This window comes from Aquimarina rhodophyticola (assembly GCF_042434915.1).
GTDB lineage: Bacteria > Bacteroidota > Bacteroidia > Flavobacteriales > Flavobacteriaceae > Aquimarina.
In genome coordinates, this window is sequence record NZ_CP170198.1 from 584,876 (window position 1) to 610,647 (window position 25,772).

General features: G+C 34.3%; 23 protein-coding genes. 8 read left to right on the plus strand and 15 right to left on the minus strand.

Annotated elements, in window-relative coordinates; genetic code table 11:
* Window positions 1-16: 16 nt before the first annotated feature.
* The 4 genes from ACE939_RS02625 to ACE939_RS02640 all read right to left on the minus strand — a co-directional run bounded on the left by ACE939_RS02625 (window position 17) and on the right by ACE939_RS02640 (window position 3,893).
* Window positions 17-679, minus strand: a complete 663-nt coding sequence (locus ACE939_RS02625; protein WP_378187227.1) for a YggS family pyridoxal phosphate-dependent enzyme — start codon at window positions 677-679, stop codon at window positions 17-19.
* 73 nt (window positions 680-752) lie between these two features.
* Window positions 753-1,997 (minus strand): DUF1015 domain-containing protein, encoded by a 1,245-nt coding sequence (locus ACE939_RS02630; protein WP_378187228.1) that lies wholly within the window; start codon window positions 1,995-1,997, stop codon window positions 753-755.
* 14 nt (window positions 1,998-2,011) lie between these two features.
* Window positions 2,012-2,902 carry a 3-hydroxybutyryl-CoA dehydrogenase gene (locus tag ACE939_RS02635; RefSeq protein WP_378187229.1) on the minus strand — a complete coding sequence of 297 codons (891 nt, stop codon included), beginning with the start codon at window positions 2,900-2,902 and terminating at the stop codon, window positions 2,012-2,014.
* Between the two features lie 28 nt (window positions 2,903-2,930).
* On the minus strand, window positions 2,931-3,893 hold the full coding sequence (locus tag ACE939_RS02640) for a Gfo/Idh/MocA family protein (protein ID WP_378187230.1): 963 nt from the start codon (window positions 3,891-3,893) through the stop codon (window positions 2,931-2,933).
* Window positions 3,894-4,036: 143 nt separating this feature from the next.
* Here ACE939_RS02640 and ACE939_RS02645 point away from each other — a divergent pair, with 143 nt between their 5' ends.
* Entirely contained in the window at window positions 4,037-4,684 is a 648-nt protein-coding gene (locus ACE939_RS02645) for a protein-L-isoaspartate(D-aspartate) O-methyltransferase (RefSeq protein WP_378187231.1), read from the plus strand.
* A 253-nt stretch (window positions 4,685-4,937) separates the two neighbouring features.
* Here the strand turns inward: ACE939_RS02645 and smpB are convergent, their stop codons facing one another.
* Both smpB and ACE939_RS02655 read right to left on the minus strand, forming a co-directional pair.
* Complete coding sequence (gene smpB / locus ACE939_RS02650) at window positions 4,938-5,399, minus strand: SsrA-binding protein SmpB (RefSeq protein WP_378187232.1); 462 nt, start codon at window positions 5,397-5,399, stop codon at window positions 4,938-4,940.
* A gap of 91 nt (window positions 5,400-5,490) precedes the next feature.
* On the minus strand, window positions 5,491-5,847 hold the full coding sequence (locus ACE939_RS02655; protein ID WP_378187233.1) for a DUF3887 domain-containing protein: 357 nt from the start codon (window positions 5,845-5,847) through the stop codon (window positions 5,491-5,493).
* A 141-nt stretch (window positions 5,848-5,988) separates the two neighbouring features.
* Here ACE939_RS02655 and ACE939_RS02660 point away from each other — a divergent pair, with 141 nt between their 5' ends.
* Complete coding sequence (locus ACE939_RS02660; protein ID WP_378187234.1) at window positions 5,989-6,738, plus strand: DUF6503 family protein; 750 nt, start codon at window positions 5,989-5,991, stop codon at window positions 6,736-6,738.
* A 55-nt stretch (window positions 6,739-6,793) separates the two neighbouring features.
* On the opposite strand, the gene ACE939_RS02665 is transcribed toward ACE939_RS02660, so the two are convergent.
* Both ACE939_RS02665 and ACE939_RS02670 read right to left on the minus strand, forming a co-directional pair.
* A complete protein-coding gene (locus ACE939_RS02665) occupies window positions 6,794-7,309 on the minus strand; it encodes a histidine phosphatase family protein (protein ID WP_378187235.1) in 516 nt (171 codons plus the stop codon).
* Window position 7,310: 1 nt separating this feature from the next.
* Window positions 7,311-8,447, minus strand: a complete 1,137-nt coding sequence (locus ACE939_RS02670; RefSeq protein WP_378187236.1) for an esterase-like activity of phytase family protein — start codon at window positions 8,445-8,447, stop codon at window positions 7,311-7,313.
* Window positions 8,448-8,548: 101 nt separating this feature from the next.
* On the opposite strand from ACE939_RS02670, the gene ACE939_RS02675 reads away from it, so the two are divergent.
* On the plus strand, window positions 8,549-8,734 hold the full coding sequence (locus tag ACE939_RS02675; RefSeq protein WP_378187237.1) for a CsbD family protein: 186 nt from the start codon (window positions 8,549-8,551) through the stop codon (window positions 8,732-8,734).
* Window positions 8,735-9,058: 324 nt separating this feature from the next.
* Here the strand turns inward: ACE939_RS02675 and clpB are convergent, their stop codons facing one another.
* Window positions 9,059-11,659 (minus strand): ATP-dependent chaperone ClpB, encoded by a 2,601-nt coding sequence (gene clpB, locus ACE939_RS02680; RefSeq protein WP_378187238.1) that lies wholly within the window; start codon window positions 11,657-11,659, stop codon window positions 9,059-9,061.
* 198 nt (window positions 11,660-11,857) lie between these two features.
* Here clpB and ytxJ point away from each other — a divergent pair, with 198 nt between their 5' ends.
* Window positions 11,858-12,262 (plus strand): bacillithiol system redox-active protein YtxJ, encoded by a 405-nt coding sequence (gene ytxJ / locus ACE939_RS02685; protein WP_378187239.1) that lies wholly within the window; start codon window positions 11,858-11,860, stop codon window positions 12,260-12,262.
* A 126-nt stretch (window positions 12,263-12,388) separates the two neighbouring features.
* Here the strand turns inward: ytxJ and ACE939_RS02690 are convergent, their stop codons facing one another.
* Both ACE939_RS02690 and fahA read right to left on the minus strand, forming a co-directional pair.
* Window positions 12,389-13,576 carry a hypothetical protein gene (locus tag ACE939_RS02690; RefSeq protein WP_378187240.1) on the minus strand — a complete coding sequence of 396 codons (1,188 nt, stop codon included), beginning with the start codon at window positions 13,574-13,576 and terminating at the stop codon, window positions 12,389-12,391.
* Between the two features lie 118 nt (window positions 13,577-13,694).
* Window positions 13,695-14,975, minus strand: a complete 1,281-nt coding sequence (gene fahA, locus ACE939_RS02695; RefSeq protein ID WP_378187241.1) for a fumarylacetoacetase — start codon at window positions 14,973-14,975, stop codon at window positions 13,695-13,697.
* A 111-nt stretch (window positions 14,976-15,086) separates the two neighbouring features.
* Here fahA and glyA point away from each other — a divergent pair, with 111 nt between their 5' ends.
* The gene (glyA, locus tag ACE939_RS02700; protein ID WP_378187242.1) at window positions 15,087-16,361 is read left to right on the plus strand and encodes a serine hydroxymethyltransferase; all 1,275 of its coding nucleotides are present in this window, start codon (window positions 15,087-15,089) and stop codon (window positions 16,359-16,361) included.
* A 186-nt stretch (window positions 16,362-16,547) separates the two neighbouring features.
* Here the strand turns inward: glyA and ACE939_RS02705 are convergent, their stop codons facing one another.
* The gene (locus ACE939_RS02705) at window positions 16,548-18,086 is read right to left on the minus strand and encodes a choice-of-anchor Q domain-containing protein (protein ID WP_378187243.1); all 1,539 of its coding nucleotides are present in this window, start codon (window positions 18,084-18,086) and stop codon (window positions 16,548-16,550) included.
* A gap of 295 nt (window positions 18,087-18,381) precedes the next feature.
* On the opposite strand from ACE939_RS02705, the gene lpdA reads away from it, so the two are divergent.
* Window positions 18,382-19,788 carry a dihydrolipoyl dehydrogenase gene (gene lpdA, locus ACE939_RS02710; protein ID WP_378187244.1) on the plus strand — a complete coding sequence of 469 codons (1,407 nt, stop codon included), beginning with the start codon at window positions 18,382-18,384 and terminating at the stop codon, window positions 19,786-19,788.
* Window positions 19,789-19,847: 59 nt separating this feature from the next.
* Here lpdA and ACE939_RS02715 read toward each other — a convergent pair whose 3' ends face one another.
* Entirely contained in the window at window positions 19,848-21,623 is a 1,776-nt protein-coding gene (locus ACE939_RS02715; protein ID WP_378187245.1) for an ABC transporter ATP-binding protein, read from the minus strand.
* Window positions 21,624-21,634: 11 nt separating this feature from the next.
* The gene (locus tag ACE939_RS02720) at window positions 21,635-22,996 is read right to left on the minus strand and encodes a DEAD/DEAH box helicase (RefSeq protein WP_378187246.1); all 1,362 of its coding nucleotides are present in this window, start codon (window positions 22,994-22,996) and stop codon (window positions 21,635-21,637) included.
* A 76-nt stretch (window positions 22,997-23,072) separates the two neighbouring features.
* On the opposite strand from ACE939_RS02720, the gene ACE939_RS02725 reads away from it, so the two are divergent.
* Together ACE939_RS02725 and ACE939_RS02730 are read left to right on the plus strand one after the other, a co-directional pair.
* Window positions 23,073-23,612 carry an NADPH-dependent FMN reductase gene (locus ACE939_RS02725; protein ID WP_378187247.1) on the plus strand — a complete coding sequence of 180 codons (540 nt, stop codon included), beginning with the start codon at window positions 23,073-23,075 and terminating at the stop codon, window positions 23,610-23,612.
* Window positions 23,613-23,615: 3 nt separating this feature from the next.
* Window positions 23,616-24,911: an anthranilate synthase component I family protein gene (locus ACE939_RS02730; protein WP_378187248.1), complete on the plus strand. Its 1,296-nt coding sequence runs from the start codon at window positions 23,616-23,618 to the stop codon at window positions 24,909-24,911.
* Window positions 24,912-24,929: 18 nt separating this feature from the next.
* Here ACE939_RS02730 and ACE939_RS02735 read toward each other — a convergent pair whose 3' ends face one another.
* Entirely contained in the window at window positions 24,930-25,631 is a 702-nt protein-coding gene (locus ACE939_RS02735; RefSeq protein WP_378187249.1) for a hypothetical protein, read from the minus strand.
* Window positions 25,632-25,772: the final 141 nt, after the last annotated feature.

Consider the following 25,772-nt stretch of genomic DNA (forward strand, 5'->3'; position numbering starts at 1 on the left):
GATAAAATGATTTTTGTTAATTATAATTTCGTTCTCCAAATATATTACTTCCTATACGAATCATTGTGCTACCATACTCGATTGCTAATGGATAATCACCACTCATTCCTATTGATAAGGTAGAAAAGTCTTTGTGGATGTGTGCTAATTGATTGTATAATTTTTGAATATATTCAAACTCTGCTGCTACTTTAGTTTGATTATCCGTATTACTAGCCATACCCATAAGACCAATTATTTTAATATTTGTCAAGGTTTTAAAAATATCAGATTCTAGCAGGGCGATCGCTTGATTTTTATCGAGACCAAATTTTGAATCTTCTTCGGCGATTTTGATTTGTAATAAACAATCAATTGTTCGATTGTTTTTTATAGCTTGTTTGTTAATTTCTTTTAAAAGCTTAAGACTATCAACAGCATGAATTAAGGTTACATAAGGAGCCATGTATTTGACCTTATTGGTTTGAACATGTCCTATCATATGCCAAGCAATATCTTTTGGCATTGCTTGCCATTTATCTGTCATTTCTTGAATTTTGTTTTCTCCAAAAATACGTTGGCCAACTTCATATGCTTCCATTAAATCAGCAATGGGCTTGGTTTTAGAAACCGCAACCAACACGACCGATGCTGGTAGGGTAGACTTGATGTTTTTTAATTGACTTTGTATGTTGCTCATATACTGTAAAGATACTTTTTTTCAAAATATCGAATAAGAAGGCTCAAAAAGGAAGTTAAGCATTTTTATATTTTTATTCTTTATATTCATAAATAGTAACACCACTTCTCAATTTTGGTTCTATATACGTACTTTTTGGAGGCATTTTTAATCCTTGATCTGCAATTTTTTTCATCTGTTCAACAGTGGCTGGAAATAATCCAAAGCCAACCGTAAATTCTCCACAATCGACTTTACTTTTAACGTATATAAATCCTTTTTTACCGTGAGAATACTCGATACGATTATCTGTTCGTAAATCTTTTATATCGAGAATAGGGTTTAATACAGTCTTGAATAAAATTTGTGCGTCAAGCTCGGATAAAGCATCTGTGAATTCGTACTTCGTTTTACGTAAATATAAAGAATAAAATTCTCCATCAAGATACATACTGAAATGATGTTCTTTGGAGGGTTTGTAACTGTCAATCCCTCTATTTTCGATACGATACCACTCATCAAGTTTTATGAGAAACTCTTCTTTACTTAACCCATTTAACCCCTTGACCAACCGATTAAATTCAAATATTTTAAGATGAGATTCTGGAATCAAATAACTCATAAAGAAATTATAATCTTCTGACCCTTTATGATCTGGGTTTTCTTTTTTTAAGTCTTGAGTCAATAGATAAGACGAAGATGAGCGGTGGTGACCATCGGCTATGTATACAGCATCTATCGAAGAGAAAGCATCTTTTAAGCGTCTAATCAAAGTCTTATTGTCGATTACCCACAAAAAATGAGTGTCTCTGTATGTTGTGGTAAACTCGTATTCTGCGCGTTCTTGAATTATTTCGAAAATGATATTACTAATTTCATCATTATCAGGATAGGTAAGGAGTACTGGTTCTGCATTAAATCCTACTGTTTTTAAATACTGTTTAAAAGTATATTCTCTATCCTGCAGGGTGTCCTCGTGCTTTTTGATAATATTTTGTTCATAATCATCTGCACTTGTAGCAGCGATAATACCGCAAAAAGAGCGTTGTTCGCGATTTACAATTTTATATACATAATAACAGGGCGTACTTTCTTTCTGAAAAATCTGTTCTTCCTTAAATTCTAAGTATCGATTGCGTACTAATTTGTAGCGTTCTTCTCCTGAAATTTCTTTGTGGTACTTGTATCCTGGATTAATAATATGCAAGAATGAAAAAGGATTGTAATCCATTCGTGAATCACGCTCATCTGGAGTGTAACTTTGATAAGATCTCGAAGCAATTAAGCTAACTTTATCACGTGTTGGACGAACTGCCTTAAATGGATGAACTTTTGCCATTTTAATGTCCTGTATTAAGAACTAAATTGTGTAGCTACTTTTTCTGCTTTGCGATTTTCGCTGTAGTCATAAAAACCTTCACCGCTTTTCACACCTAATTTTCCTGCACGTACCATATTTACTAGTAAAGGGCATGGAGCATACTTGGGATTTTTAAATCCGTTATACATAACTTCTAATATAGATAAACATACATCTAATCCAATAAAATCAGCTAATTGTAGTGGTCCCATAGGATGTGCCATACCTAATTTCATAACGGTATCAATCTCTTGAACTCCAGCAACTCCATTGTATAAGGTTTCAACAGATTCATTAATCATTGGCATCAAAATACGATTTGCAACAAACCCTGGATAATCATTTACCTCTACAGGGATTTTGCCTAATTTTTTAGACATTTCCATAATTAAGTTGGTGACCTCGTCTGTAGTATTGTAGCCTCGTATGATCTCAACTAATTTCATTATTGGTACTGGGTTCATGAAATGCATACCGATAACACGTTCTGGGCGCTTGGTAACCGCAGCAATTTGGGTGATAGAGATCGAAGAAGTGTTGGTTGCTAAGATAGTTTTTGAAGGACACTCAGTATCCAAATCTTTAAAAATTCGTAATTTTAATTCTACATTTTCTGTGGCAGCTTCTACAACTAAATCTGCATCCTTAACCCCGTCTTTTATAGAGGTAATTGTCGTTATATTGGCTAGTGTAGCATCTTTGTCAGCAGTGGTGATTTTTTCTTTAGCCACCATACGATCAAGATTTTTGGTGATTGTCGACATTCCGCGTTCCAACGCTTCATCTGATACATCAATTAAATTTACCTTAAATCCTGTTTGAGCAAAAGTATGTGCAATACCGTTACCCATCGTTCCTGCTCCTATTATGGCTATATTCTTCATTTTGTGTGTATTTGTATTATTTAGATTATTATTTAAAACAAGCAATGATTTGCAAGGCTACTTGTAAAGCTTTTGTTCCATCGGCTAACGATACAACGGGAGTAGTATCGTTATTTATAGCTTCTGCAAAGTGGTCCAACTCATCCAAAATAGCATTGTTGGACGAAACTTCTGGATTATCAAAATAGATTTGTTTTTTAACGCCTTCAGCGTTTTGTAAAATCATTGCAAAATCGTCGGGTTGTGCAGGCGCATCTTTCATTTTTACCACCTCACACTTTTTTTCAAAAAAATCAACCGAGATATAAGCATCTTTCTGAAAAAATCTAGATTTTCTCATATTTTTTAATGAGATTCTGCTCGCTGTTAGATTTGCAACACAGCCATTTTCAAATTCAATTCTTGCATTGGCGATATCAGGGGTTTCACTTATGACCGAAACTCCGCTGGCACTAATATGTTTGACAGGTGATGTTACAACACTAAGAATAGCATCAATATCGTGGATCATTAAATCTAAAACTACAGGTACATCTGTGCCACGTGGGTTAAACTCTGCCAACCGATGCGTTTCAATAAACATTGGATTTTCAATTTTTGAAACAACCGATGTAAATGCTGGATTAAAACGTTCTACATGACCTACTTGACCTTTAACTCTATGTTTATGCGCCAGTGCAATTAGAATTTCTGCCTCTTCTACAGTATTCGTAATAGGTTTTTCAACAAAAATATGTTTTCCAGCTTCGATTGCTTTTTTTGATACATCAAAATGAGCAAAAGTAGGGGTCACAATATCAACCATGTCTACTGCTTCAATTAAAGCTTCTGCTGATTCGAACAGGTGGTAACCAAATTCATCGACTATGGCTTGGGCTTGTTTGTGATTTGTATCATAAAACCCTATAAGTTGATAATTTTTTGATTGTTCTAAAAGTCTTAAATGGATTTTTCCTAGGTGTCCAGCACCTAATACTCCGGCTTTGAGCATAATTCAAAGTTTTACACAAAAATAGTATTATTTATAAATTTTGATTCGTATTTACGAGTAAAATATAAAATATTCGTTTTAGGTAAAAAATGTTATGAAATCCTTAAAATCTTTATGTAATTTTAGCTCGCTAAACGACCATGATGAAAGCCAAAGATACGCTAAGACAAGCAGGAAAACGTAAACAGCTTGTAGACTTGTTAGTTAAGAAGGGAATTAAGGACAAAGCTGTACTTGCGGCTATTAATGCTATCCCAAGACATCTTTTTATGGATTCAAGTTTTGAAGACCATGCCTATCAAGACAAAGCATTTCCTATTGCAGCAGATCAAACAATATCACAACCGTATACAGTTGCTTTTCAATCGGCTCTACTTCAAACACAGCGCGGTGACAAAGTACTTGAGATTGGTACTGGTTCTGGATACCAAACTGCTGTATTATGTGAGCTGGGTGTAAAGGTCTATAGTATAGAACGCCAACATGAACTCTTTAGGAAAACTAAAACTTTTTTAGGTAAATTAGGATATCGACCTAAATACTTGTCATTTGGGGATGGATATAAAGGTTTAGATGAATATGCACCGTATCATGGTATTATAGTAACGGCAGGAGCACCTTATGTACCAAAGCCTTTACTTAGTCAATTGGCAATAGGAGGACGTCTAGTGATTCCTGTTGGGGATGATCCTCAAATTATGACACTCTTTGTTCGTACCAGTGAAAAAGAATATCAAAAAAGAGAATATGGAGAGTTTCGTTTTGTTCCCTTATTAGAAGATAAGAATTAAAGCTACGAATACTTTTTTCTCATTGAGACGCCACTATAATAGGCTTAATAATTTTGGAATTTCTTTATTTTTAAAAGAATAATTCCTTAGTTAAAATAGTGAGTCAACTATTAGTTGGCAATTATAAATTTTCATAATTGATCATATATAGCGATAGCCGTAGTGAATAAAGCTAGCCATAATCATGTAGATTTTATATTGAGCATTGCTTATTAAAGCTCAATTATCTAAATAAAGTGAGAAATGTAGAGGTCTATCTAAAATTCTTTTTGATACGATCCAAAGAACGTTTATTATCTCGATCCTTGATTGTATCTCTTTTATCATATAATTTTTTACCCCGGGCTAGAGCTATATCGAGTTTTGCTAACCCTTTGTCATTAACAAAAAGACGGGTAGGTATAATTGTTAATCCAGAATTCTTAACTTCTTTTTCTAGTTTTTTTAATTCTTTTTTATTTAATAAAAGTTTTCGCTCACTTTTGGGAGCGTGATTAAAATAGGTAGCATGCGAATATTCTTCAATATTCATATTGATAACAAAAAGTTCACTGCCATTATGAAACTCACAAAAGCTTTCGGCTATCCCTGCCTTACCTTCACGAATAGCTTTTATCTCTGTTCCAGCAAGTTTTATGCCTGCCGTATACTTATCGATAAATTCGTATTCAAATTTAGCTTTACGGTTAAGTATGTTGATTTTATTTTGTTTCATAAGTACAATTGCATCTCTATTGCAAAGATCACAAAAATACAAAGCTTTCAGAATATGAAAGCTTTGAAAGGTATAAATATTTACTAACTTCTTATAGTTCTTGAAATTGAAGTGATAAAATTTTTCCAGAATCGGATAACAATAATTCCATTAATAGCGTGGCTTTATCAAATATGGCGGTGTAGCTATGTATTTGATTTTCAGTTTTTTTTAATGTGATAGATTTAAGGTCTCCAAATTGTTTATAGCATCCTTGAACAAAGCGTATGACACCTTCCTTGGTCATACTTTCTTGCATTTCTGGGGTATACATATTGTAAATAGTGTCTACATGCTGTGCGTTAAAGTTTTTTTGAAAAGAGACTACAGCTTTTTCATAGTCAGAAGTATGCTGTCCAAATGTAGGAATACTAAGCATGCTTACAATTAAAAGTAGTATAAGTTTCATAATGTCAAGGTTTTAGTATATACAAAATAAGAAACTTTTTTAAAATTTAAAAATTAAATGTTTTCCGTAATTATTGTAAGGTTTTTCCATTAACTTGGGCTGCTTTAAAAATCAAGAATGCTATTATTTAGGATCACTTACATGAGATTACTATTATTTTGTACTTATTTTATAATTTTGGTTGGAATGTTGTCTCCAGTTCATAGTCAAACTGCAGCAACTATAGTTGATCAAGTTATTGAGAAAGCAGGCGGTTCAAGCTATGATCAAGCTGTTATACACTTTACCTTTAGAGGTCAAAAATTTCGTAGTCAACGTAATTTTGGTATGTATACTTTAGAAAGAACTATTGTTAAAGAGAGCGATCAAATTAATGATATTGTATCAAATTATGGATTAGAACGCTTAATAAATGGTTGTGTCATACCTGTAGAAGATTCTTTAGTAACAAAAATTAGTGATAATGTTAATGCTGTTCACTATTTCGCTTTATTACCTTTTGGGTTGAATGCTCCTGCGGTTAATAAAAAGTTTATAGGTGAGACAATAATTGATAACAAAGTTTATTATAAAATAGAGGTGACATTTAATAAAGATGGGGGTGGTACCGACTATGAGGACGAGTTTATGTATTGGATTGATAAAGACACCTATAATGTTGATTATTTTGCGTACAGGTATGCAGTCAATGGGGGAGGGATTAGATTTAGAAAAGCAATTAATCCTCGTGTTATCAATGGTTTACGATTTGTCGATTATATCAATTATAAAACCGATGTGTTAGAAACCTCTTTGGAGAAACTAACGGAACTTTACACTTTGAATAAATTAACTAAAGTCTCAGAAATTATTTTGGAAGATATAAATGTCCATATTGCTGCATATCAATAATTCAAACTAAATTGGTTGCAGTCATAGCATATACTATATTTTGAAAGAAAACATTTTAATTAAAAGAATACACTTTTTCTTTAATATCATCTTTGCTAATAATAATTTCAAAGAGTTTACCATACTCATCATCTGCAATATCTTTATACTTTTCTGCACCTATTATTTTATTGATAAAAATTGGAGTGGTGTTACTGTGTCCTACAACAACCACGGTTTTTCCCTTTGATTTATCACGAAAGCTTTTGCTGTATAGTTTATTAGGTTTGTAATGTTGAATTTTCAAATTAAACTTTTCTGCTATAGGCTTAGCTGTAGCGAGTGTTCTATCGTAATCGGTACTATAAATTAAACTAACATTGCTATTGGTAAGACTGTCAATTATCTTAGACCATTGTATAGCTCGTTCTTTACCTTTATTAGTTAATGCTGGATTGCTATTGCTAGGGTTGCTCAAATCTTTTTCGGCATGGCGAATAAAAATATAAGTGGTAGTGGCAGTATTTGATTTTTCTTGAGCGCAGCTTAATACTGTATAGGAGACTAAAAGTAAAATAAGAATTCTTTTCATATTATTGTTTGTTAACTAGTATTTCTAGAGCGATAATTTGATTTTTTTGCTTTGATCTGGAATTAAAATTATTATCGGATACCAAGAACAGGGTTTGGTTCCCATTCTTTAATTTGGGTCCAAAAGTAATTCCTTCAATATTATCGATACTTTGATTACTTAATTGTGATAATACAGATTCAAAATCAAATAGTAAAGTTTTTTGTGCTAAATTATAAGTAGCATTTTTTAAAGATACAAAATCAAGTGTATTTGTAACATTTTTTGTTGTGGTCAAATATAAACGAACCGTGTTTCCATGTATACCGTAACCTACACTGTAGGAACGCTCCAGTACTAGAAAAGAATCAGAGGTCAATTGCAAAATGTCGGTAACTCCATTAACACCAAATTTACCCTTCGGATCTTTTTCTAGTTTATCCAATGGGTAAACAAACTGTTTTGTGGCGCGTTTGGTAAGAGTATCAAAATAGGTAAAACGAACAGGAGCTCCTGCGTTATAAAAATTAGGTTGATCTCCGTCTTCTTGCAGTGGTAATTCCATAGCGATCCAGAACCCTTTTTTATTTATCGTGGGTGCGATAGCTTCCAAGGTTCCATTATGTCTGGGAGTATTGTTAATATTACTCGTAGGTTTAAAGTATGGAGGAAGCATATAGCTTTCTTTTAAATTACCCAAGTTACTATAAATAGAAATAAAGGGGTCTTTTTTGTGTTTAATGGCACCTTCACTAGATATTATTATGTTTTTAGCATCAAAAAACCTTATACCTTCTAAATCAAAATGTAAACTATCATACTTCTTTCCCTTATTTGTCTGAAAATAAATGATGCTGTCAAAATGTATGTTTTTTATTTTTTTGTCTACCAGATCGATACTCGCAATGTAATAACGGGGAGCAGAGGAGTCATCACTCACAAAAATATATTTATTGGTTACAGGATTATAATCAATTCCAGATAATCCACCAATTTTGGTAGTAGGAAAAAGAGTGTCATTTTCGATCACAAATTCATCCAAGAATTTAAGGGTAAACTTCTTTTTAATCAAGGATTTTCCTGTAGTACAATTCAATAAAATTGAAGTGCTACATAATAAAACAAAAAAGCGTATTAAAACTAGAGCATTTTGATGCATATGGTAACAGATTATTAAGACAAGTATAAGGAATTTTTGGCTTTAAGTTGACGCAGTATAGTTTAATTTAGTGATAGTATTAATCTTTTAAAATTAATAGTATGAACAAGACAGAATTAGAAGGTAAATGGAACCAAGTAAAGGGAAAATTTAAGCAGAAGTACGGTAAAGTGACAGATGATGATGTGAAATACTCTGAAGGGAAATTTGACGAAATGTTAGGTAGATTACAGGAAAAAACTGGCAAAACCAAAGATACTCTTAAAAAGGAGATTGAAACCATGTAGTTTCTTAGTAAACAAAAAAAAGTAGGTAAAAAAGCTCGATATCTTTATATAGATGTCGAGCTTTATTATGTTATTATTATTTAATTAAATTGTTAAAACTCTATTAGTAAAAGCCAAACCAATACAATGCATACAATAGCTAGACTCAAAAAACCTGCAAATATATAGTGACTACTTATTTTACTAATCTTTTTCTGATGTATGGATTTGCTCATAATTATTAGTTAAGAAATCGTACTAAAAAAAGACCTCAAAAAAATAGAGATGTTACAAAACAAGGTATCCAAAATTTTGAATAATAACAATTTTGGATACTTTGTTTTATTAAGAAACCAGATCATTCTCGTTTCTAAACACTAATTCATCATCAAAAGCATCGATAAGAATAACGCTATCAGTGGCAACGTTGGCTGCTAATATCTCCTTGGACAGTTTGTTTAAAACTTCTTTTTGAATTGTTCGCTTGACGGGTCGGGCTCCAAATTCTGGTTGAAATCCTTTTTTGGCTAAATAATTTACGGCTTCATCAGTAGCATCAAGTGTAATATTTTGCTGTAACAACATGCGTGATACATTTTTAAGCTGTAAACGTACGATTTCTGTTATATTAGCCATAGTCAATGGGGAAAACATCACAATATCATCGATCCTATTCAAAAATTCTGGACGAATTGTTTGTTTTAGTAATCCAAGAACTTCAACTTTAGCACCTTCCATCGCGGTATCAACATCTTTTATTGCTTCAAATTTTTCTTGTATAATATGGCTTCCCATATTACTTGTCATGATTATAATGGTATTTCTAAAATCAGCAACTCTACCTTTGTTATCTGTAAGACGTCCTTCGTCTAATACTTGCAATAAAATATTGAAAGTGTCAGGATGAGCTTTTTCAATCTCATCAAGTAGTATTACAGAATATGGTTTTCTTCTAACAGCCTCTGTAAGTTGTCCTCCTTCATCATAACCAACATATCCTGGGGGTGCACCGATTAACCTACTAACCGCATGACGTTCTTGATATTCGCTCATATCAATTCTAGTCATGGCTCCTTCATCATCAAATAAATACTCTGCCAATGCTTTAGCGAGTTCAGTTTTACCGACTCCAGTAGTTCCTAAAAATAAGAAGGATCCAATGGGGCGCTTTTGATCTTGTAATCCAGCTCTGCTTCTTCTTACAGCATCACTCACTGCTATTATAGCTTCGTGTTGACCTACAACACGTTTTTTAAGTTCTTTTTCTAGATGCAAAAGTTTTTCACGTTCGCTCTGTAACATTTTGGTAACAGGGATTCCTGTCCATTTAGCCACTACTTCAGCAATGTCATCATTGATTACTTCTTCTTTAATTAAAGAGGTAGCGCTTTGCTGTTGATCAAGTTGTTTTTGTAAAGTGTCCAACTGCTCTTGTGCTTCTTTAATCTTACCATAACGTAGCTCTGCAACCTTACCATAATCGCCATTTCTTTCGGCACGTTCTGCTTCTATTTTGAATTCTTCAATAGAAGTTTTGGCATTTTGAATTGCATCAACTACTTCTTTTTCACCTTGCCATTTTGAATAAATTTCGTTACGTTCCTCTTTTATATTAGCTAGGTCAGCATTTAAGGATTTTAATTTAACCTCGTCATTTTCACGTTTTATCGCTTCGATCTCAATTTCGAGTTGCATTATTTTACGATCTAATACGTCTAACTCCTCGGGTTTAGAGTTAATTTCCATACGCAGCTTTGAGGCGGCTTCGTCCATAAGATCAATAGCTTTGTCTGGCAAGAAACGATTTGTAATATAGCGCTGGGATAATTCTACCGCTGCGATAATAGCTTCATCCTTAATTCTAACTTTATGATGTGTTTCATATTTTTCTTTGATCCCTCTTAAAATTGAAATGGCACTTTCAGTATCCGGTTCATCCACCATTACTTTCTGAAAACGTCGCTCTAATGCTTTATCTTTTTCGAAGTACTTTTGATATTCATCTAGGGTAGTTGCACCTATTGCTCTTAGTTCGCCTCTAGCTAAGGCAGGTTTTAATATATTAGCAGCATCCATAGCCCCTTGTCCACCTCCAGCTCCTACCAGCGTATGAATTTCATCAATGAAAAGTACAATATTTCCATCACTAGAGGTTACTTCTTTTACAACAGCTTTTAAGCGCTCCTCAAACTCTCCTTTAAACTTAGCTCCGGCAATTAATGCGCCCATATCTAAGGAATAAATTTGCTTGTCCTTTAAATTTTCAGGAATATCACCAGCAATGATACGATGTGCCAAACCCTCGGCAATAGCAGTTTTACCAACACCTGGTTCACCTACGAGCATTGGATTATTCTTTGTTCGGCGCGATAAAATTTGTAGAACACGTCGAATCTCTTCATCTCTACCAATAACCGGATCCAACTTTCCACTTTCGGCAAGTTGATTTAGATTTTTAGCGTATTTTGATAAAGATTGGTAGGTTTCCTCGGCACTCTGTGAAGTAACACGCTCTCCTTTTCTGATTTCGTTGATGGCCTCTTTAAGATGTTTTTCGTTAACGCCCTGATCCTTTAAAATCTGAGAGATCTTACTTTTTGATTTGAAGATGGCGATAACTAAATGCTCTATAGACACATATTCATCATCCATACTTTTTGCAATTATACTAGCCTCGTTCAAAGTTTTTCCAGCTTCGCGAGATAATTGGATGTCGCCACCACTAACTTTAGGAAAGCTTTGTAAAGTACTATCCAATAATTGTTGTAATAAAGAAAGGTTGACGTTAAGCTTTTTCAATAAAAAGGGAAGAACATTTTCGTCTACAGAAAAAATGGCTTTGAAAATGTGTTCATTTTCTATTTGTTGATGCCCAAGACTTTGTGTTAATTGTTGTGCTTGTTGTATTGCTTCTTGGGATTTTATAGTGAAATTATTAAAGTTCATAAGTCGTAATTTATCGTTCACATTTACTAGATCAAAATATATTCCTTATTCAAGTGTAAGTCAAAAAGACAGTTTTTCATTGCGTTTAACTGACTTTTTGACGCGTTTTGTTTTAAGATAATCTTAATTAGAATATAGCTAAAGTTAAGTAAGATTTGAGTAATTTTGATTTGAATTAATAAAAGGATAACGATATCTATGGGATTTTTTAACAAATTTTTAAAATCAGAAACTACCGGAAAAGGAGATAAAAATCTGGGAACCAACAATGTGCCTTGGATATTGTTACACGATTTAGAAACTATAGATAAGATTAATTCATTATCCAATAGTCGATTACAAGTTATATTTAAACACTCTACAAGATGCGGAATTAGCAGAATGGTACTCAAAAATTTTGAAACTAATTATACCTCCCAATTTGGAGGAGTAGATTTCTATTTGTTAGATTTACTAAATTATAGAGACCTATCTGCAAAAATTGCCTCACAATTTGATGTTGTACATGAGTCTCCTCAGTTTATAGCGGTTAAAAATGAAACAGTTGTACATCACGCTTCACATAGTGATATTGCTATTGATTCATTAGCAAAATACTTGTAACGATCGGTTCACTGTAATAACAGTTCTAGAGACGATACCTGAATTTTTTTTGTTGAATTATATAGTGCTAAGGTAGTGTCATACAAACTTGAGAAATATAATGTTACTTAAGTTAATCCCTTCATTTTAAAAAGGATATTGAGATAAAATAGATTTCAATTCGTTTTTAACATCCTGTCCGGCATCAAAAACCATTTGTTCATTTGAGGGGAAGGGTAGAGGCTTATTTCTCATAAATACGCGTTCTTTTTTGGCTAATGCTCTAGGATCTCCTAATATACGTGCATACCTATGTTCAAAAATGAATTCACTACGTAGAGGTATCTTATCGGTTGTTTGCTTATTTTTTAAATTTCTAAAGGATACAATTCCAGATACATTTACGGCTTTTTGCTGCGTAAATTCATTATAGAGACATTTAACTTTTATTACTTTATCTCTTTTAAGATACTCACCTTCATCATCAAAGACGTGTTCTCCATTTTTATCCATCACATATTCCCATCCGTCAACAACATCTTTCTCTCGTTTGGCTTCAAATTCTTTTAATCGTTCTGGCAATAATAAAATTTCATTGAAGGCTACCACAACTACAAAGTCGTATTTTATTTCTGGCTGTCGAGTATTGTGAAAAATGGTCCAAAAATCATCTAATCCATAAGTGCTAAAATCAAGTAGGTCTACTTCTAATTTCTTCGGAATAATTGTATTGGATGCATTTTTTAATGAAACAATTATAAAATTAGTCCCTTTAAAATGCGCCTCATCCATCAATTTAATTACTTCTTTATAATTAGGAGATATTTTATTTAAGTATTCCAAGTCGTTATAAATACTTCGGTACTCATTTTTGGATAATCCTTGTGATAACAATCTGCTATTAACATTTTGGTAGAGGTGCTCGGCTAACTTTTGTTGGTATTCAATTATCTTTGAATCATAGGAATTAAACTCAAATTGTGCGTTGCGGTTTTCTTCTGCGTGATAAAGTGGTAAAATTGGCGCTATTCGTTGTTGTCGATTATTCAACTTCTTATACGTATTATAAATGCCCTCGTAATTAGCGGGATTATTTTGCATTACCATAAATTTAATATGATCAAGATCACGTTTGGCAGCATTCTCAAAAGCTTGTTCAAGGAGTAGAATTAGTGGCTGTTTACGTTTACTATTTTTATTAGCTTGCAGCTTTTTAAGACTATTATTAATAACGGTGTCATAATTACCTTGATTTAATGCTTTTTGATTTTGCTTTACACTACTGCATCCTTGAATTAAAAAAATGGCAAAGGAAATGAGTAAAAATTTTTTCATAATACTTGATTTAGGGAGAGGTAAAACAATAGTAATGCCAAATTTAACATTTATTTACAACAAAAAGCTTCAAAACGATAATGTCTTGAAGCTCGATTATTTAGAATCAACGTTTATATTATTTTTTAAATATAGGTAATAGTTTTGTAGAAACTTCGCCAAAACCAATACGCATCCCATTTTTTTCACAATAACCTCTCATAATTACGGTGTCATTGTCTTCAATAAATTTTCGACTTCCTCCTTCTTTAAGTTGAACAGGTTTTTCTCCTCTCCAACTCAATTCTAACATAGAACCATAAGAGTCTTCGGTAGGTCCCGAAATTGTTCCACTACCCATCATATCTCCAGAGTTTATTGGGCAACCATTAATTGTATGATGTGCTAGCTGTTGTGACATATTCCAGTACATATATTTAAAGTTTGTTTTACCAACTACGGTTTCAACTGCATTCTCTGGTTGTATAGAAACTTCAAGATTGATATCAAAACTTTTTTTACCGTTGTACTGTAAATACGGAAACTGTTCCTTTATAGGCTTAGGACTCGCCACGCGGTATGGCTCGAGGGCGTCAAGTGTTACTATCCATGGAGACATTGAAGAGGCAAAACTTTTGCCCAAAAATGGTCCAAGAGGAACATATTCCCATTTTTGAATATCACGTGCGCTCCAGTCATTAAATAAGACTAGTCCAAAAATATAATCTTCGGCTTCGTCAATCGGGATTGGTTCTCCCAAATGATTAGCATCTGTAGTAATAAAAGCCATCTCTAATTCAAAATCTACCAAACGGGAAGGACCAAAAATTGGGTTTTCTTCACCATTTATTAGCTTTTGTCCTTGAGGGCGATGTACTGGAATCCCCGAAGGGATTATTGAGCTACTTCGCCCATGATAACCCACCGGCATATGCAACCAGTTAGGCAGTAGTGCATTGTCTGGATCTCTAAACATTTTACCAACGTTAGTGGCATGTTCTATACTGCTATAAAAATCAGTGTAGTCACCAACATTTACGGGTAATTGCATTTCAATTTCATTAAGAGCAAAAAGTACAATTTTTCTATGTTCAAGGTTGTTTTTGAGTGTCTCGTTTGTTTGATCAAAGATTTCAGCAATACGATTTCGTACTAATCTCCATGTTTTTTTTCCATCTGATATAAAATCATTCAGAGAATCTTGTAAAAAAATATCATCTGTTAGCGGTATGCCATCAAAATAGCCTAATTGATGTAATGCACCAAGATCGATTGCAGTGTCTCCTATTCTTGTTCCTATTGTTATTATATCATCACGAGTAAGAAATACACCAAAAGGTATATTCTGTATAGGAAAATCAGTATTAGGAGTGGTTTCAATCCACGTTTTTCTTTTGGGATTATTTGCTGTTATGGGCATCGTGTATCTTTTATAGGTTACTGGTGTTTCTTATCATCAAATATATAATTTTCATCTAATTTAACGAATGTATTTGCTATTTTTGAACTTTAATTAACAAACCTATACTACATGCGTCGGGACGAACAGATTTTTGACTTAATACAGGACGAGAAAGAGCGTCAAATAAATGGGCTAGAACTTATAGCTTCAGAAAATTTTGTTAGTGATCAAGTTATGGAAGCAGCTGGATCCGTTTTAACAAATAAATATGCCGAAGGATATCCTGGCAAACGTTATTATGGAGGATGCGAGATTGTAGATATTGTTGAGCAAATTGCTATTGATCGAGCAAAAGAGTTATTTGGTGCAGAATATGCCAATGTACAGCCACATTCTGGTTCACAGGCAAATACAGCAGTATATCATGCGTGTTTAAAACCAGGTGATAAAATTTTAGGTTTTGATCTGTCGCATGGGGGGCATTTGACTCACGGCTCTCCGGTTAATTTTTCTGGTAAATTATACAATCCTGTTTTTTATGGAGTTGATAAGGAGACAGGGATGTTAGATTATGACAAAATACAGGAAATAGCAGAAAGCGAGCGACCACAAATGATAATTGCAGGAGCCTCTGCATATTCTCGTGAGATTGACTATAAACGTTTTAGAACTATTGCAGATAGTGTGGGAGCTTTATTATTAGCAGATATAGCCCATCCAGCAGGTTTAATTGCCAAAGGAGTTATTTCAGATCCAATTCCACATTGTCATGTTGTAACGACTACAACACATAAAACGCTAAGAGGTCCTAGAGGAGGTTTGATTTTGATGGGTAAAGATTTTGAAAATCCGTTTGGAATCACGCTCAAAAATGGTAAGACCAGAATGATGTCTTCGTTATTGGATAGTGGAGTTTTTCCTGGTAATCAAGGAGGACCCTTAGAACATATTATCGCTGCAAAGGCTATTGCATTTGGTGAAGCGTTGACCGATGAGTTTTTACATTATATTGTTCAGGTGAAGAAAAATGCTTCCAAAATGGCAGAAGCATTTGTAGCACTTGGCTATGATGTAATTTCAAAGGGTACCGATAATCACATGATGCTTATTGATTTACGCAATAAGAATGTGACAGGAAAACAAGCTGAAGAAGCCTTAGGAAAAGCCGAAATAACAGTGAACAAGAATATGGTACCATTTGACGATAAGTCACCCTTTGTAACTTCAGGAATTCGTATTGGGACAGCTGCTGTAACTACACGAGGACTTAAAGAAGAAGATATGGCCTCCATTGTAGAGTTGATCGATCGCGTGATACAAAATGTTGAGAATGACGATATGTTACACGAGATTGCGAATGATGTCAATGATTTAATGGCAGATAAACCACTTTTTGTAGCTTAAGTAATTTCATTAGTTTAATATACTAAAACCTGTCAATAACCATTGGCGGGTTTTTTTATTTATGGCGTCCGGGCGGGCTATCCATTACAATTCCTTGTTTAACGATGTTAAACTGTGGGATTTTCACTACTATCCCTGACGCTATCTCAAATATTTGCAAACAAAGAAAATAAGCGTAACGTCGATTTATTTAAAAGAGCGACTTTCATACGCTCCTATATCGGGTTTATTTTTATCACGAGCATTTCCGATAATATCTGTGGTAACCGGTGTGGTAATACCTTTATTATTCGCAGGAGAGCGCTCATCAATAAAGAATTTATTGTTAACAGGCGCTTCGAATAACGGATCCTCATTAAGAATTATAGCATTAAACCTATTCGTATTAGTAAAATCATACAGCGATGAGTTTCCAGTATCAGGGATAGTAGATTCAAAACGAAGCAACGAATGATCAAAAAAGTAACTAAATGAGGCGCCATCAATGCGATCAAGAAATAATTCTATAGGTTCAGAACCATAAATAATAGAATTTCTAAACGTAGCTTTGGTAAGGTCAGAAATTAATAGTTCACCAGTAGCTATAGGTTCATAATTGCGAAGCACAACAGTAGGAAACTCTCTAAATCCAGTTTGCCAATAATTTGCAAAGGTACAATGATTAAATGCATAATTTCCTCCCAGACTGCAAACCAGAGCTGATTGTCCAGCATTGTTGATTACCATATTATCAGCTTCTATAAAACCATTTTTTGCCAGTAAACCTACTGTTGCCACATTATATATTTGTGTATTTTTAATTGAAAGTGTAGGAGCGGTACTACCGTCATTAAAATCCATGAGAATTCCAACTGTTGCATTCTTTATAGTGGTATAATTTATTGTATGAGCAGTACTTCCTGCTGTCAACCAGATAGTTCCCCATTGGCCCGGAATCTCTCTAAATCCTGTTTCTAACCGATCTCCTTGAAAAATAACTTCATTTTCAAGAGCTTCAGGATCAGTGCTCAAAGCTCCATTCACTTGCAAAGAAGCCTTATTCGCAACTATTATTCCAGAGTTCTTATGAAAATGAATACGAGTCCCAGGATCGATAACTAAGCTTTTCTCTGAGGGGACTGCGGCATATCCATAAATTACATAGGGCTTCTCATTGGTAAAGTGTAATTGATCTTCTTTTAGATAAAATCCTTCGATTCGCAATTCGTTGGTAGTAGCATCACCAAGTACTAAGGTCTCTTTTTTACCCGTCATCGCATCTTTTTCAGGAAATAAAAAAACTGCATCTTTAACTAAGGTAACTAAGTCAACATCTTGTTGTTTATTTGGGCTATCAAAAATAATACGATCTGTGTATAAAAATTCATTAGCAGTTGTTTGAGTGGTTATATCTGTAGTAGTTTCAACAAATATAAAAATACTATCCTTAGGTAATATTTGAATATTTTGAAAAGCTTTACCAGAGATTCCATCTACATTAAGTCTATAATTAGATGTAGCACCACGTTCTAATGTGATCGAAGGAATTGCTATAGGGTTATCTTCAATATTAAAAACTTTAAGCGCATAAGTACTCGACGATATATTGGTGAATAATGTATCCAAGAATAAAGTATCTGTCGAAAACTTTAAATTTCCATTGCTAGGACTTGCATCAAAATCAGTACGACATGAACTCCAAATAACAAGTAAAAAAAGTAAAAAAGCAAAAAGTAAGATACGCATAAATAGATAAAAACAGGTTAATAGAGCTGTGATAAGTTACCATCATTATTCCCAGTGTTTAAAGTTATCATTTTTTTACGACTCTTTCGTCTAGTTTGCGACCGTAAATTGCATAAAGCTTTACTTCGGTAACCAACAAAACATTTGTACATTTGTTCTGTAAAATTTAAAACTTTGCTTTATAATTGAGTAGTTATAAAAATACGGTCTTTAGCTATGCATATAATTATTTAGTACAGGTTTTAATTTTTGAAATAAAATATTTTAACAACTACTTATCAAGATAATACAGCATATGAGTACATACGATGTAGCTATAATTGGCTCGGGACCTGGAGGATATGTGGCAGCAATTCGATGCGCACAACTAGGTATGAAAACTGCGATAATTGAAAAATATTCAACCTTAGGAGGTACCTGTTTAAACGTTGGGTGTATTCCAAGTAAGGCATTATTAGATTCTTCACATCACTACGAGCATGCTGTGAAGCATTTTGAAGATCACGGTATCGAAATTCCAGGAGAGATTAAAATCAATCTTGAAAAAATGATCTCTCGTAAACAAGCCGTTGTTGACCAAACTTGTGATGGGGTGAGTTTTTTGATGAAGAAAAATGATATTGATGTTTTTGAAGGGGTTGGTTCTTTTAAAGATGCCACTCATATTACTATCGATAAGACCAAAGGCGGTCAGGAAACTATCGAGGCAAAACACACCATTATTGCAACGGGGTCAAAACCATCCTCATTACCGTTTATAACAATCGACAAAGAGCGTATCATCACATCGACAGAAGCTCTGAAGTTAAAGGAGGTTCCTAAGCATATGGTCATCATCGGTGGGGGTGTTATAGGTCTAGAGCTCGGACAAGTTTACCGTAGACTTGGAGCAGAGGTATCTGTAGTAGAGTTTATGGATCGTATCATCCCGGGTATGGATAAAGCGTTATCCAAAGAGTTAACCAAGGTGATGAAAAAACAAGGGGTGAAATTTTACACTTCTCATAAGGTGACGGCCGTGAACCGAAAAGGAAAGGAAGTAACGATCACCGCAGATGATAAAAAAGGAAATCCTGTAGAATTTAAAGGAGATTACTGTTTGGTTTCTGTGGGTCGCAGACCTTATACTGATGGACTGAATGCAGCGGCAGCTGGCGTAAAACTTACGGATAGAGGTCAAGTTGAAACCAACGAACATTTGCAAACATCAGTAAAAAATATCTATGCTATTGGTGATGTAGTTAAAGGAGCGATGCTAGCTCATAAGGCCGAAGAGGAAGGCGTATTTGTAGCAGAAACAATTGCAGGGCAAAAACCGCATATTGATTATAATTTAATACCTGGCGTAGTATATACTTGGCCAGAGGTTGCTGCAGTTGGTAAAACTGAAGAAGAACTAAAAGAAGCAGGTATAAAATACAAATCCGGTCAGTTTCCGTTTAGAGCTTTAGGAAGATCCAGAGCAAGTGCAGATCTTGATGGATTTGTTAAAATTCTTGCAGACGAGAAGACAGATGAGGTTTTAGGAGTTCATATGATTGGTGCACGTTGTGCCGATTTGATCGCTGAAGCGGTCACTGCAATGGAGTTTAGAGCTTCTGCCGAAGACATTTCGCGTATGTCTCATGCGCATCCCACTTTTGCTGAAGCTGTAAAAGAAGCTGCACTTGCAGCTACTGATAGCAGAGCATTGCATGTATAAGTAAAATAATATAGTGTAAAATATCAAAAACTCTCAAGGTACGCACCTTGAGAGTTTTTTTATATTCTCGCCTGATACGTGTAAAGATCAAAATAGCGCCCTTCTTTACCGATAAGTTCGTCATGCGTCCCACGTTCTGCAATGCGACCACGTTCGATAACCAATATCTGATCGGCTTTCCGAATTGTACTTAATCTATGTGCTATGACAAAGGTGGTTCGACCTTTCATAAGTTCTGATAAACTTTTTTGAATTAACGCTTCACTTTCGGTATCCAGATTTGAAGTAGCTTCGTCTAAGATAATAATTTTGGGATTTGCAAGAATGGCACGGGCAATAGCTATGCGTTGACGTTGTCCACCTGATAATTTAACGCCACGTTCTCCAATTAGTGTATTCAACCCATTTTCAAACCGATCGGTAAATTCATTGACATACGCAGCTTTTACTGCATCTTGAAGTTGTTCTTCGGAAGCATCTGGTCGCGGAAAAAGAATATTTTCTCTAATTGTTCCTTCAAATAAAAATTCATCTTGTAAAACTACGCCTAGATTGCGGCGATAACTACTTAGTTTTACTTTGGTAATATCATTAGTATCAACTGTAATTAGACCTGATTCTGGGTTCAAAAAGGTAGCAACCAATCCTGCAATGGTAGATTTACCAGATCCAGAAGTTCCTACAAGAGCTGTTACCGAGCCTGAAGGAGCTGTAAACGAAATGTTATGTAAAACTTCTTTATTTTCTTCATAGGCAAAAGAAACATTGTCAAAAACGATAGTTCCCTCGATCTCTTTCAGGATTTTGGTTCGTTGCACAGCATCCTCTTCGGCAGTTTGGTTCATGAGTTCCTCAGTTCTATCCAGCCCTGCCAAGGCCTCGGTAAGTTGACTCCCTATATTGCTCATCTGCACAATTGGTGCGATCATAAATCCCAGTAATAACGTAAATGATAAAAAATCACCCACGGTAATCTGATCTATCATGATTTTATAGCCTCCAATTCCCATAATTCCAGTGGACGCTATACCCAATAGCAACGTAGATGAACTCGCCATTAAAGCAGTAGCGGTTAGACTTTTTTTGACATTGAGGAACAATTTATTTACCCCTTCTTCAAAAATTGAGTTTTCTTGTGCTTCGGCATTGAAACCTTTAATAACTCGAATACCTGCTAAAGTTTCTGTAAGACGGCCAGTTACTTCAGCATTAATAGCACCGCGTTTTCTAAAAATTGGACGGATAAATTTAAATGCTTTTAATGCAACTAATCCAAAAAGACCCACTGGAACCAGTACAAATAAGGTCATCGACGGACTAATATTGATTAACAGCACTAAGGATATTATCGCAGTGATCACCCCACCTACGAGCTGTACTAATCCCGTCCCTATAAGATTACGTACACCCTCAACATCACTCATGATTCTAGAGACCAAGGCTCCTGATTTTGTGTTGTCAAAAAATCGAATTGGTAAGGAAAGTACTTTTTTTTGAACCTGAGCTCTCAATTCTGAAATTAAAAATTGAGCTTGAACGCTTAAAATACGAGTGAGTAAATATGAGGTAACAGCTTGTACTACAATGGCGATAAAAACAACTGCTAATAAAATTTTAAGCATTTGATAATCTTTCTTCGCAATCACGTCATCCATCAGGTACTTACTCGCAATTGGTAAAACGAGTCCGGCCAAACGACTGAAAACAATTAAGATCAATCCAACAAATACTAAATTTCGACGAGGCCAAATTATGGTTTTGAACGCCTGCGCAATGGTAACTCTTGATTTATCTTTGGGATCTTTGCGTGATGATGTATGCGCTGCTGCTCTCATAGAAATTTTTATTATTTCTTTTTCCTTTTCTTATGCTTCAAATTAAAGGTTTTGTCACCTTTAGTCTTTGGTTTTTTGTACTTTTTCTTAATTTCTCGTTGGTAGCTACCTCCGAGATTTACCTTTTTATTCTTAGCCTTTTTTTCATGAAAAGCAGGGCCTACTTCCTCATCGTTAGGTCGCTTATGTGGATTGTTAATTTCAAAAACTACAGGCTCTTCTTCAGGTGTTAGTTCAATAGATTCTTCTACAGTATTGGGAGTTGATAATTGCTCAACCTCCATCTCCATTAGAGTCTCAATATTTGTCAAAGCTTCTTCTTCTGCAGGTGTTGTTAATACAAGCGCAATTCCTTCTTTTTGAGCACGACCTGTACGCCCGATACGGTGCATATAATTCTCGGGATAATTAGGAGTATCTACATTAATTACGTGTGAAATGTCATCTATATCAAGTCCGCGAGCCATCACATCGGTAGCGATTAAAATACGATGGGTACCGTTACCAAAATCTTCGATGCTTTGCAGTCGGTAATTCTGGGTTTTATTAGAATGGATAACACTACACTCATTAGAAAATTCTTGTTCTAAACGATCAAAAAGTCGATCTGCCATTTTTTTATTGTCCACAAAAAGTAGCACTTTATGATACGTTTCTTTATCTTTTAATAGATGGTAAAGTAAATTTACTTTGGTGTAAAAGTTTGGAAGCTTATATCCGTATTGTTGTATGTTTTCTAAGGGTGTTCCACTTTTTGCAACTGAAACTTTTAGAGGGTTTTTGAAAATTTCGGTGATAATGGATTCCACATCTTCAGTCATTGTGGCCGAGAACATGATGTTCTGGCGTTGCCTCGGTAAAATATCAAAGATATTCATAAGTTGATGTCTAAAACCAAGATCCATCATTACATCTACTTCATCAATAACTAATTTTTGTATTGATTTAAGCTGTAAAACTCTGCTGACAGCAAGGTCATATAAGCGGCCCGGTGTGGCAACCACGATATCCAAACCTTGTGCAACGACTTGTTTTTGAGTGTTAATATTTGTTCCTCCGTAAACCCCAGTCACTCTTATATTGATATAGGTAGAGAGCTTATTAATTTCTTCGACCACCTGTACCACAAGTTCACGTGTAGGGACCAATACCAATACCCGTGGATTGTCTTGAACAGAATATTTTAACATCCTTAAAATTGGGAGCATATATGCATAGGTTTTACCGGTACCTGTTTGAGCAATACCAACGACATCCTTTCCAGACATGACTACAGAAAAAGCTTCTGATTGTATGGGAGTAGGAGTTTGAAAACCAAGATCTTCTAATGCGTTTAATAGAGGAGTACTTAAATTTAAATCTGTAAAAGTCACACGTAATGTTTTAATAGATTACAAAGGTAGTTCATTTGTTTTCTTTTTGGTTACATTTGAAATAAACTCTTTTAAAATGGCAAGAATATTGGCTTTTGCGGGTTCTAATAGTACAAAATCCATCAATCATCAATTAATTACTTATGTTGTAAAAGAATTTATAGAGCATCAAGTACGAGTACTTACATTAAATACGTACTCGCTTGCAATCTATAGCGAAGATCTTGAACGTAACGAAGGATTTCCTGGCATGGCACTAGCACTGCATCAAGATATAGCAGACGCAGATGCATTGGTTATAGCTGTAGGAGAACATAATGGTGGATGGAGTGCATTTTTCAAAAATATAATAGACTGGTTATCGCGTATAGATCGTAATTTTTTAGCTGGAAAGAAAATTCTTTTGATGAGTACATCTCCTGGACAACGAGGGGCGATAGGAGCATTGGAACAGGCAAAAAATGTGTTACCGCGTTTTGGAGCAGAAATTTTAGAGAGTTTTAGCGTTCCTTCATTTTATGAAAATTTTTCTGTCGAAGAACAAGAGATTACCAATGAAACATTGTTGTTGGGTTTAAAGGAAGTTCTCAGTACTTTTGCACATCAAATAAAATAGCTTGTGCGTACCGTTAAAGAGTATTTAGTATCCGATATTTTGACGTTTAAGAGGAAACTTTTACACTGGTCACAACAGTTTGACGAAGTGACTTGGTTGGATTCTAATGACTATCCTCAACTACATGGTAGTTATGATGCAATTTTGGCGGCAGACGCGCTTACTGTTTTAAAATCAGACGAAACTGAAGCTTTTGATAAACTTTCTGAATATCGGAAAACGACAGCAGATTGGTTGTTTGGTTTTTTATCCTATGATTTAAAGAATAATGTTGAAAAACTTGTCTCAAAAAATGAGGATGGTTTGGGGTTTCCAGAACTTTATTTTTTTCAACCAAAACGATTATTTTTATTAAAGGGGGAAAGCGTATCTCTATATTATTTGTCTATGGTAGATGATGAGATGGAGATAGATATGAATGAAGTTTTCAATTTTGAGAGCTTTGATACACCATCTATCAAAACACATCAAATCGCGATAAAAGCAAGATTGAGTAAAGATGAGTACCTTGAAAAGGTACAAATGTTTTTGAAGCACATACAACGGGGAGATATTTATGAAGCCAATTTTTGTCAAGAATTTTATGACGATATGGCTATAGTAGCGCCACTATCAATTTTTGAGCACCTTAATGTAATCTCCAAAGCTCCTTTTACAGCATTTTTGAAGTTTGAGAATTGCTATGCCTTATCTGCATCACCAGAACGTTATTTAAAAAAAGAGGGTGGTAAAGTAATTACACAACCTATAAAAGGCACTGCCAGAAGATCTCCAGACAAAAATATAGATCAAGCTATAATAAGTGCTTTAGAAAACGATCCCAAAGAGCGATCAGAAAATATCATGATTGTAGATTTAGTTAGAAATGATCTTTCAAAAACAGCTTTAAAGAGTAGTGTAGAGGTAGAAGAACTTTGTCGTGTCTATACTTTTGAGCAGGTACATCAAATGATTTCTACTATCATATCACGGGTTGCAAAGACCATAGATCCAGTAACATTAATAAAAACCACATTTCCTATGGGTAGTATGACAGGTGCCCCAAAAATTTCGGCAATGCAGCTAATTGAAGAATTGGAGGTTTCAAAACGTGGATTGTATAGCGGGACAATTGGTTATTTTACACCAGAAGGAGATTTCGATTTTAATGTGGTGATTCGTAGCATACTTTACAATCAAAAAAACAACTATATATCCTATACGGTAGGAAGTGCCATTACTTCAAAATCTATTCCTGAAAAAGAATATGAAGAATGTTTGCTTAAAGCAAAGGCAATGAAAAAAGTATTAGAAAAATAAAACGGTTCTATAATTTTTTTAAATCAGATTGCGTCTAAATCTTTTTCTTACATCAATAATAATTTCTTTTACCTCTCGACTACTCATATTTTTGACAGTAGCAATTTCTTCAAAATTAAGTTTACCAAATACAAATAGATCAATGATATTTGATGTTTTTAAAGGAAGCCAACTATAAAACTTTCCAAGTAATTTCTTTTTTTTAACCTCAGAGGAGTTGACATTAGTTATAACTTTCAAAATTTCAGAGTTAGCGTCATCATAAATAAACGATTTCTTGTTTTTCTGGTTATGATGATAACTTATATCATTTAGTCCGTCACTCATAATAAGATCATCATCTGCTTCAGCATAAAAATCTTCCTCTAAGCTATCCAATTCTTCTTTCAAAATCTCACTGGTACTTATATTGTGAAGGTGCCATCCTTCTTTGATGTAAAGCATGTCAATAAGCTCATCGGCTATTTTAAATAATTTTAATTCCAAAGCTAAGCATTGGATTTCGTGATCAATAGGTGCGTTGTGTAAGGAGACTATAGCATCATCGATAATACCATTAGAGCAGTACATATTACTAGGTAAAATGCCAGTACTTTCTGCAATATAAATGCGGTGTTTTACATAAGGATGTAAATGTGGTATGATTGATAATAATTTTTTTTCGAATTCTTTCTTCGAATGTTTAATGGTTTTTTTTGAAGTTTCTACTATCCTACCCATAATCCATAAATTTTGTGTTCTTTAAAAATAGTCAAAACAAAATAATTTTTTAGTTAAAAACCTGAAAATCAAATACAAGTAAAATCTGTAATTCTTTAATCAGTACCATAAGCAAAGTCGTATCTTTGAAGTAATGTAAAC

Bases quoted from the DNA above. Each gene is read 5' to 3' on its own strand.
- ACE939_RS02660 (WP_378187234.1), top strand. From the start codon at position 5,989: ATGAGATTACTATTATTTTGTACTTATTTTATAATTTTGGTTGGAATG.
- smpB (WP_378187232.1), bottom strand. From the start codon at position 5,399: ATGAAACAAAATAAAATCAACATACTTAACCGTAAAGCTAAATTTGAA.
- ACE939_RS02715 (WP_378187245.1), bottom strand. From the start codon at position 21,623: ATGAGAGCAGCAGCGCATACATCATCACGCAAAGATCCCAAAGATAAA.
- ACE939_RS02630 (WP_378187228.1), bottom strand. From the start codon at position 1,997: ATGGCAAAAGTTCATCCATTTAAGGCAGTTCGTCCAACACGTGATAAA.
- ACE939_RS02670 (WP_378187236.1), bottom strand. From the start codon at position 8,447: ATGCATCAAAATGCTCTAGTTTTAATACGCTTTTTTGTTTTATTATGT.
- ACE939_RS02635 (WP_378187229.1), bottom strand. From the start codon at position 2,902: ATGAAGAATATAGCCATAATAGGAGCAGGAACGATGGGTAACGGTATT.
- ytxJ (WP_378187239.1), top strand. From the start codon at position 11,858: ATGGGATTTTTTAACAAATTTTTAAAATCAGAAACTACCGGAAAAGGA.
- ACE939_RS02735 (WP_378187249.1), bottom strand. From the start codon at position 25,631: ATGGGTAGGATAGTAGAAACTTCAAAAAAAACCATTAAACATTCGAAG.
- ACE939_RS02645 (WP_378187231.1), top strand. From the start codon at position 4,037: ATGAAAGCCAAAGATACGCTAAGACAAGCAGGAAAACGTAAACAGCTT.
- ACE939_RS02665 (WP_378187235.1), bottom strand. From the start codon at position 7,309: ATGAAAAGAATTCTTATTTTACTTTTAGTCTCCTATACAGTATTAAGC.
- ACE939_RS02705 (WP_378187243.1), bottom strand. From the start codon at position 18,086: ATGCGTATCTTACTTTTTGCTTTTTTACTTTTTTTACTTGTTATTTGG.
- lpdA (WP_378187244.1), top strand. From the start codon at position 18,382: ATGAGTACATACGATGTAGCTATAATTGGCTCGGGACCTGGAGGATAT.
- clpB (WP_378187238.1), bottom strand. From the start codon at position 11,659: ATGAACTTTAATAATTTCACTATAAAATCCCAAGAAGCAATACAACAA.
- ACE939_RS02675 (WP_378187237.1), top strand. From the start codon at position 8,549: ATGAACAAGACAGAATTAGAAGGTAAATGGAACCAAGTAAAGGGAAAA.
- glyA (WP_378187242.1), top strand. From the start codon at position 15,087: ATGCGTCGGGACGAACAGATTTTTGACTTAATACAGGACGAGAAAGAG.
- ACE939_RS02625 (WP_378187227.1), bottom strand. From the start codon at position 679: ATGAGCAACATACAAAGTCAATTAAAAAACATCAAGTCTACCCTACCA.
- ACE939_RS02655 (WP_378187233.1), bottom strand. From the start codon at position 5,847: ATGAAACTTATACTACTTTTAATTGTAAGCATGCTTAGTATTCCTACA.
- ACE939_RS02725 (WP_378187247.1), top strand. From the start codon at position 23,073: ATGGCAAGAATATTGGCTTTTGCGGGTTCTAATAGTACAAAATCCATC.
- ACE939_RS02640 (WP_378187230.1), bottom strand. From the start codon at position 3,893: ATGCTCAAAGCCGGAGTATTAGGTGCTGGACACCTAGGAAAAATCCAT.
- ACE939_RS02690 (WP_378187240.1), bottom strand. From the start codon at position 13,576: ATGAAAAAATTTTTACTCATTTCCTTTGCCATTTTTTTAATTCAAGGA.
- fahA (WP_378187241.1), bottom strand. From the start codon at position 14,975: ATGCCCATAACAGCAAATAATCCCAAAAGAAAAACGTGGATTGAAACC.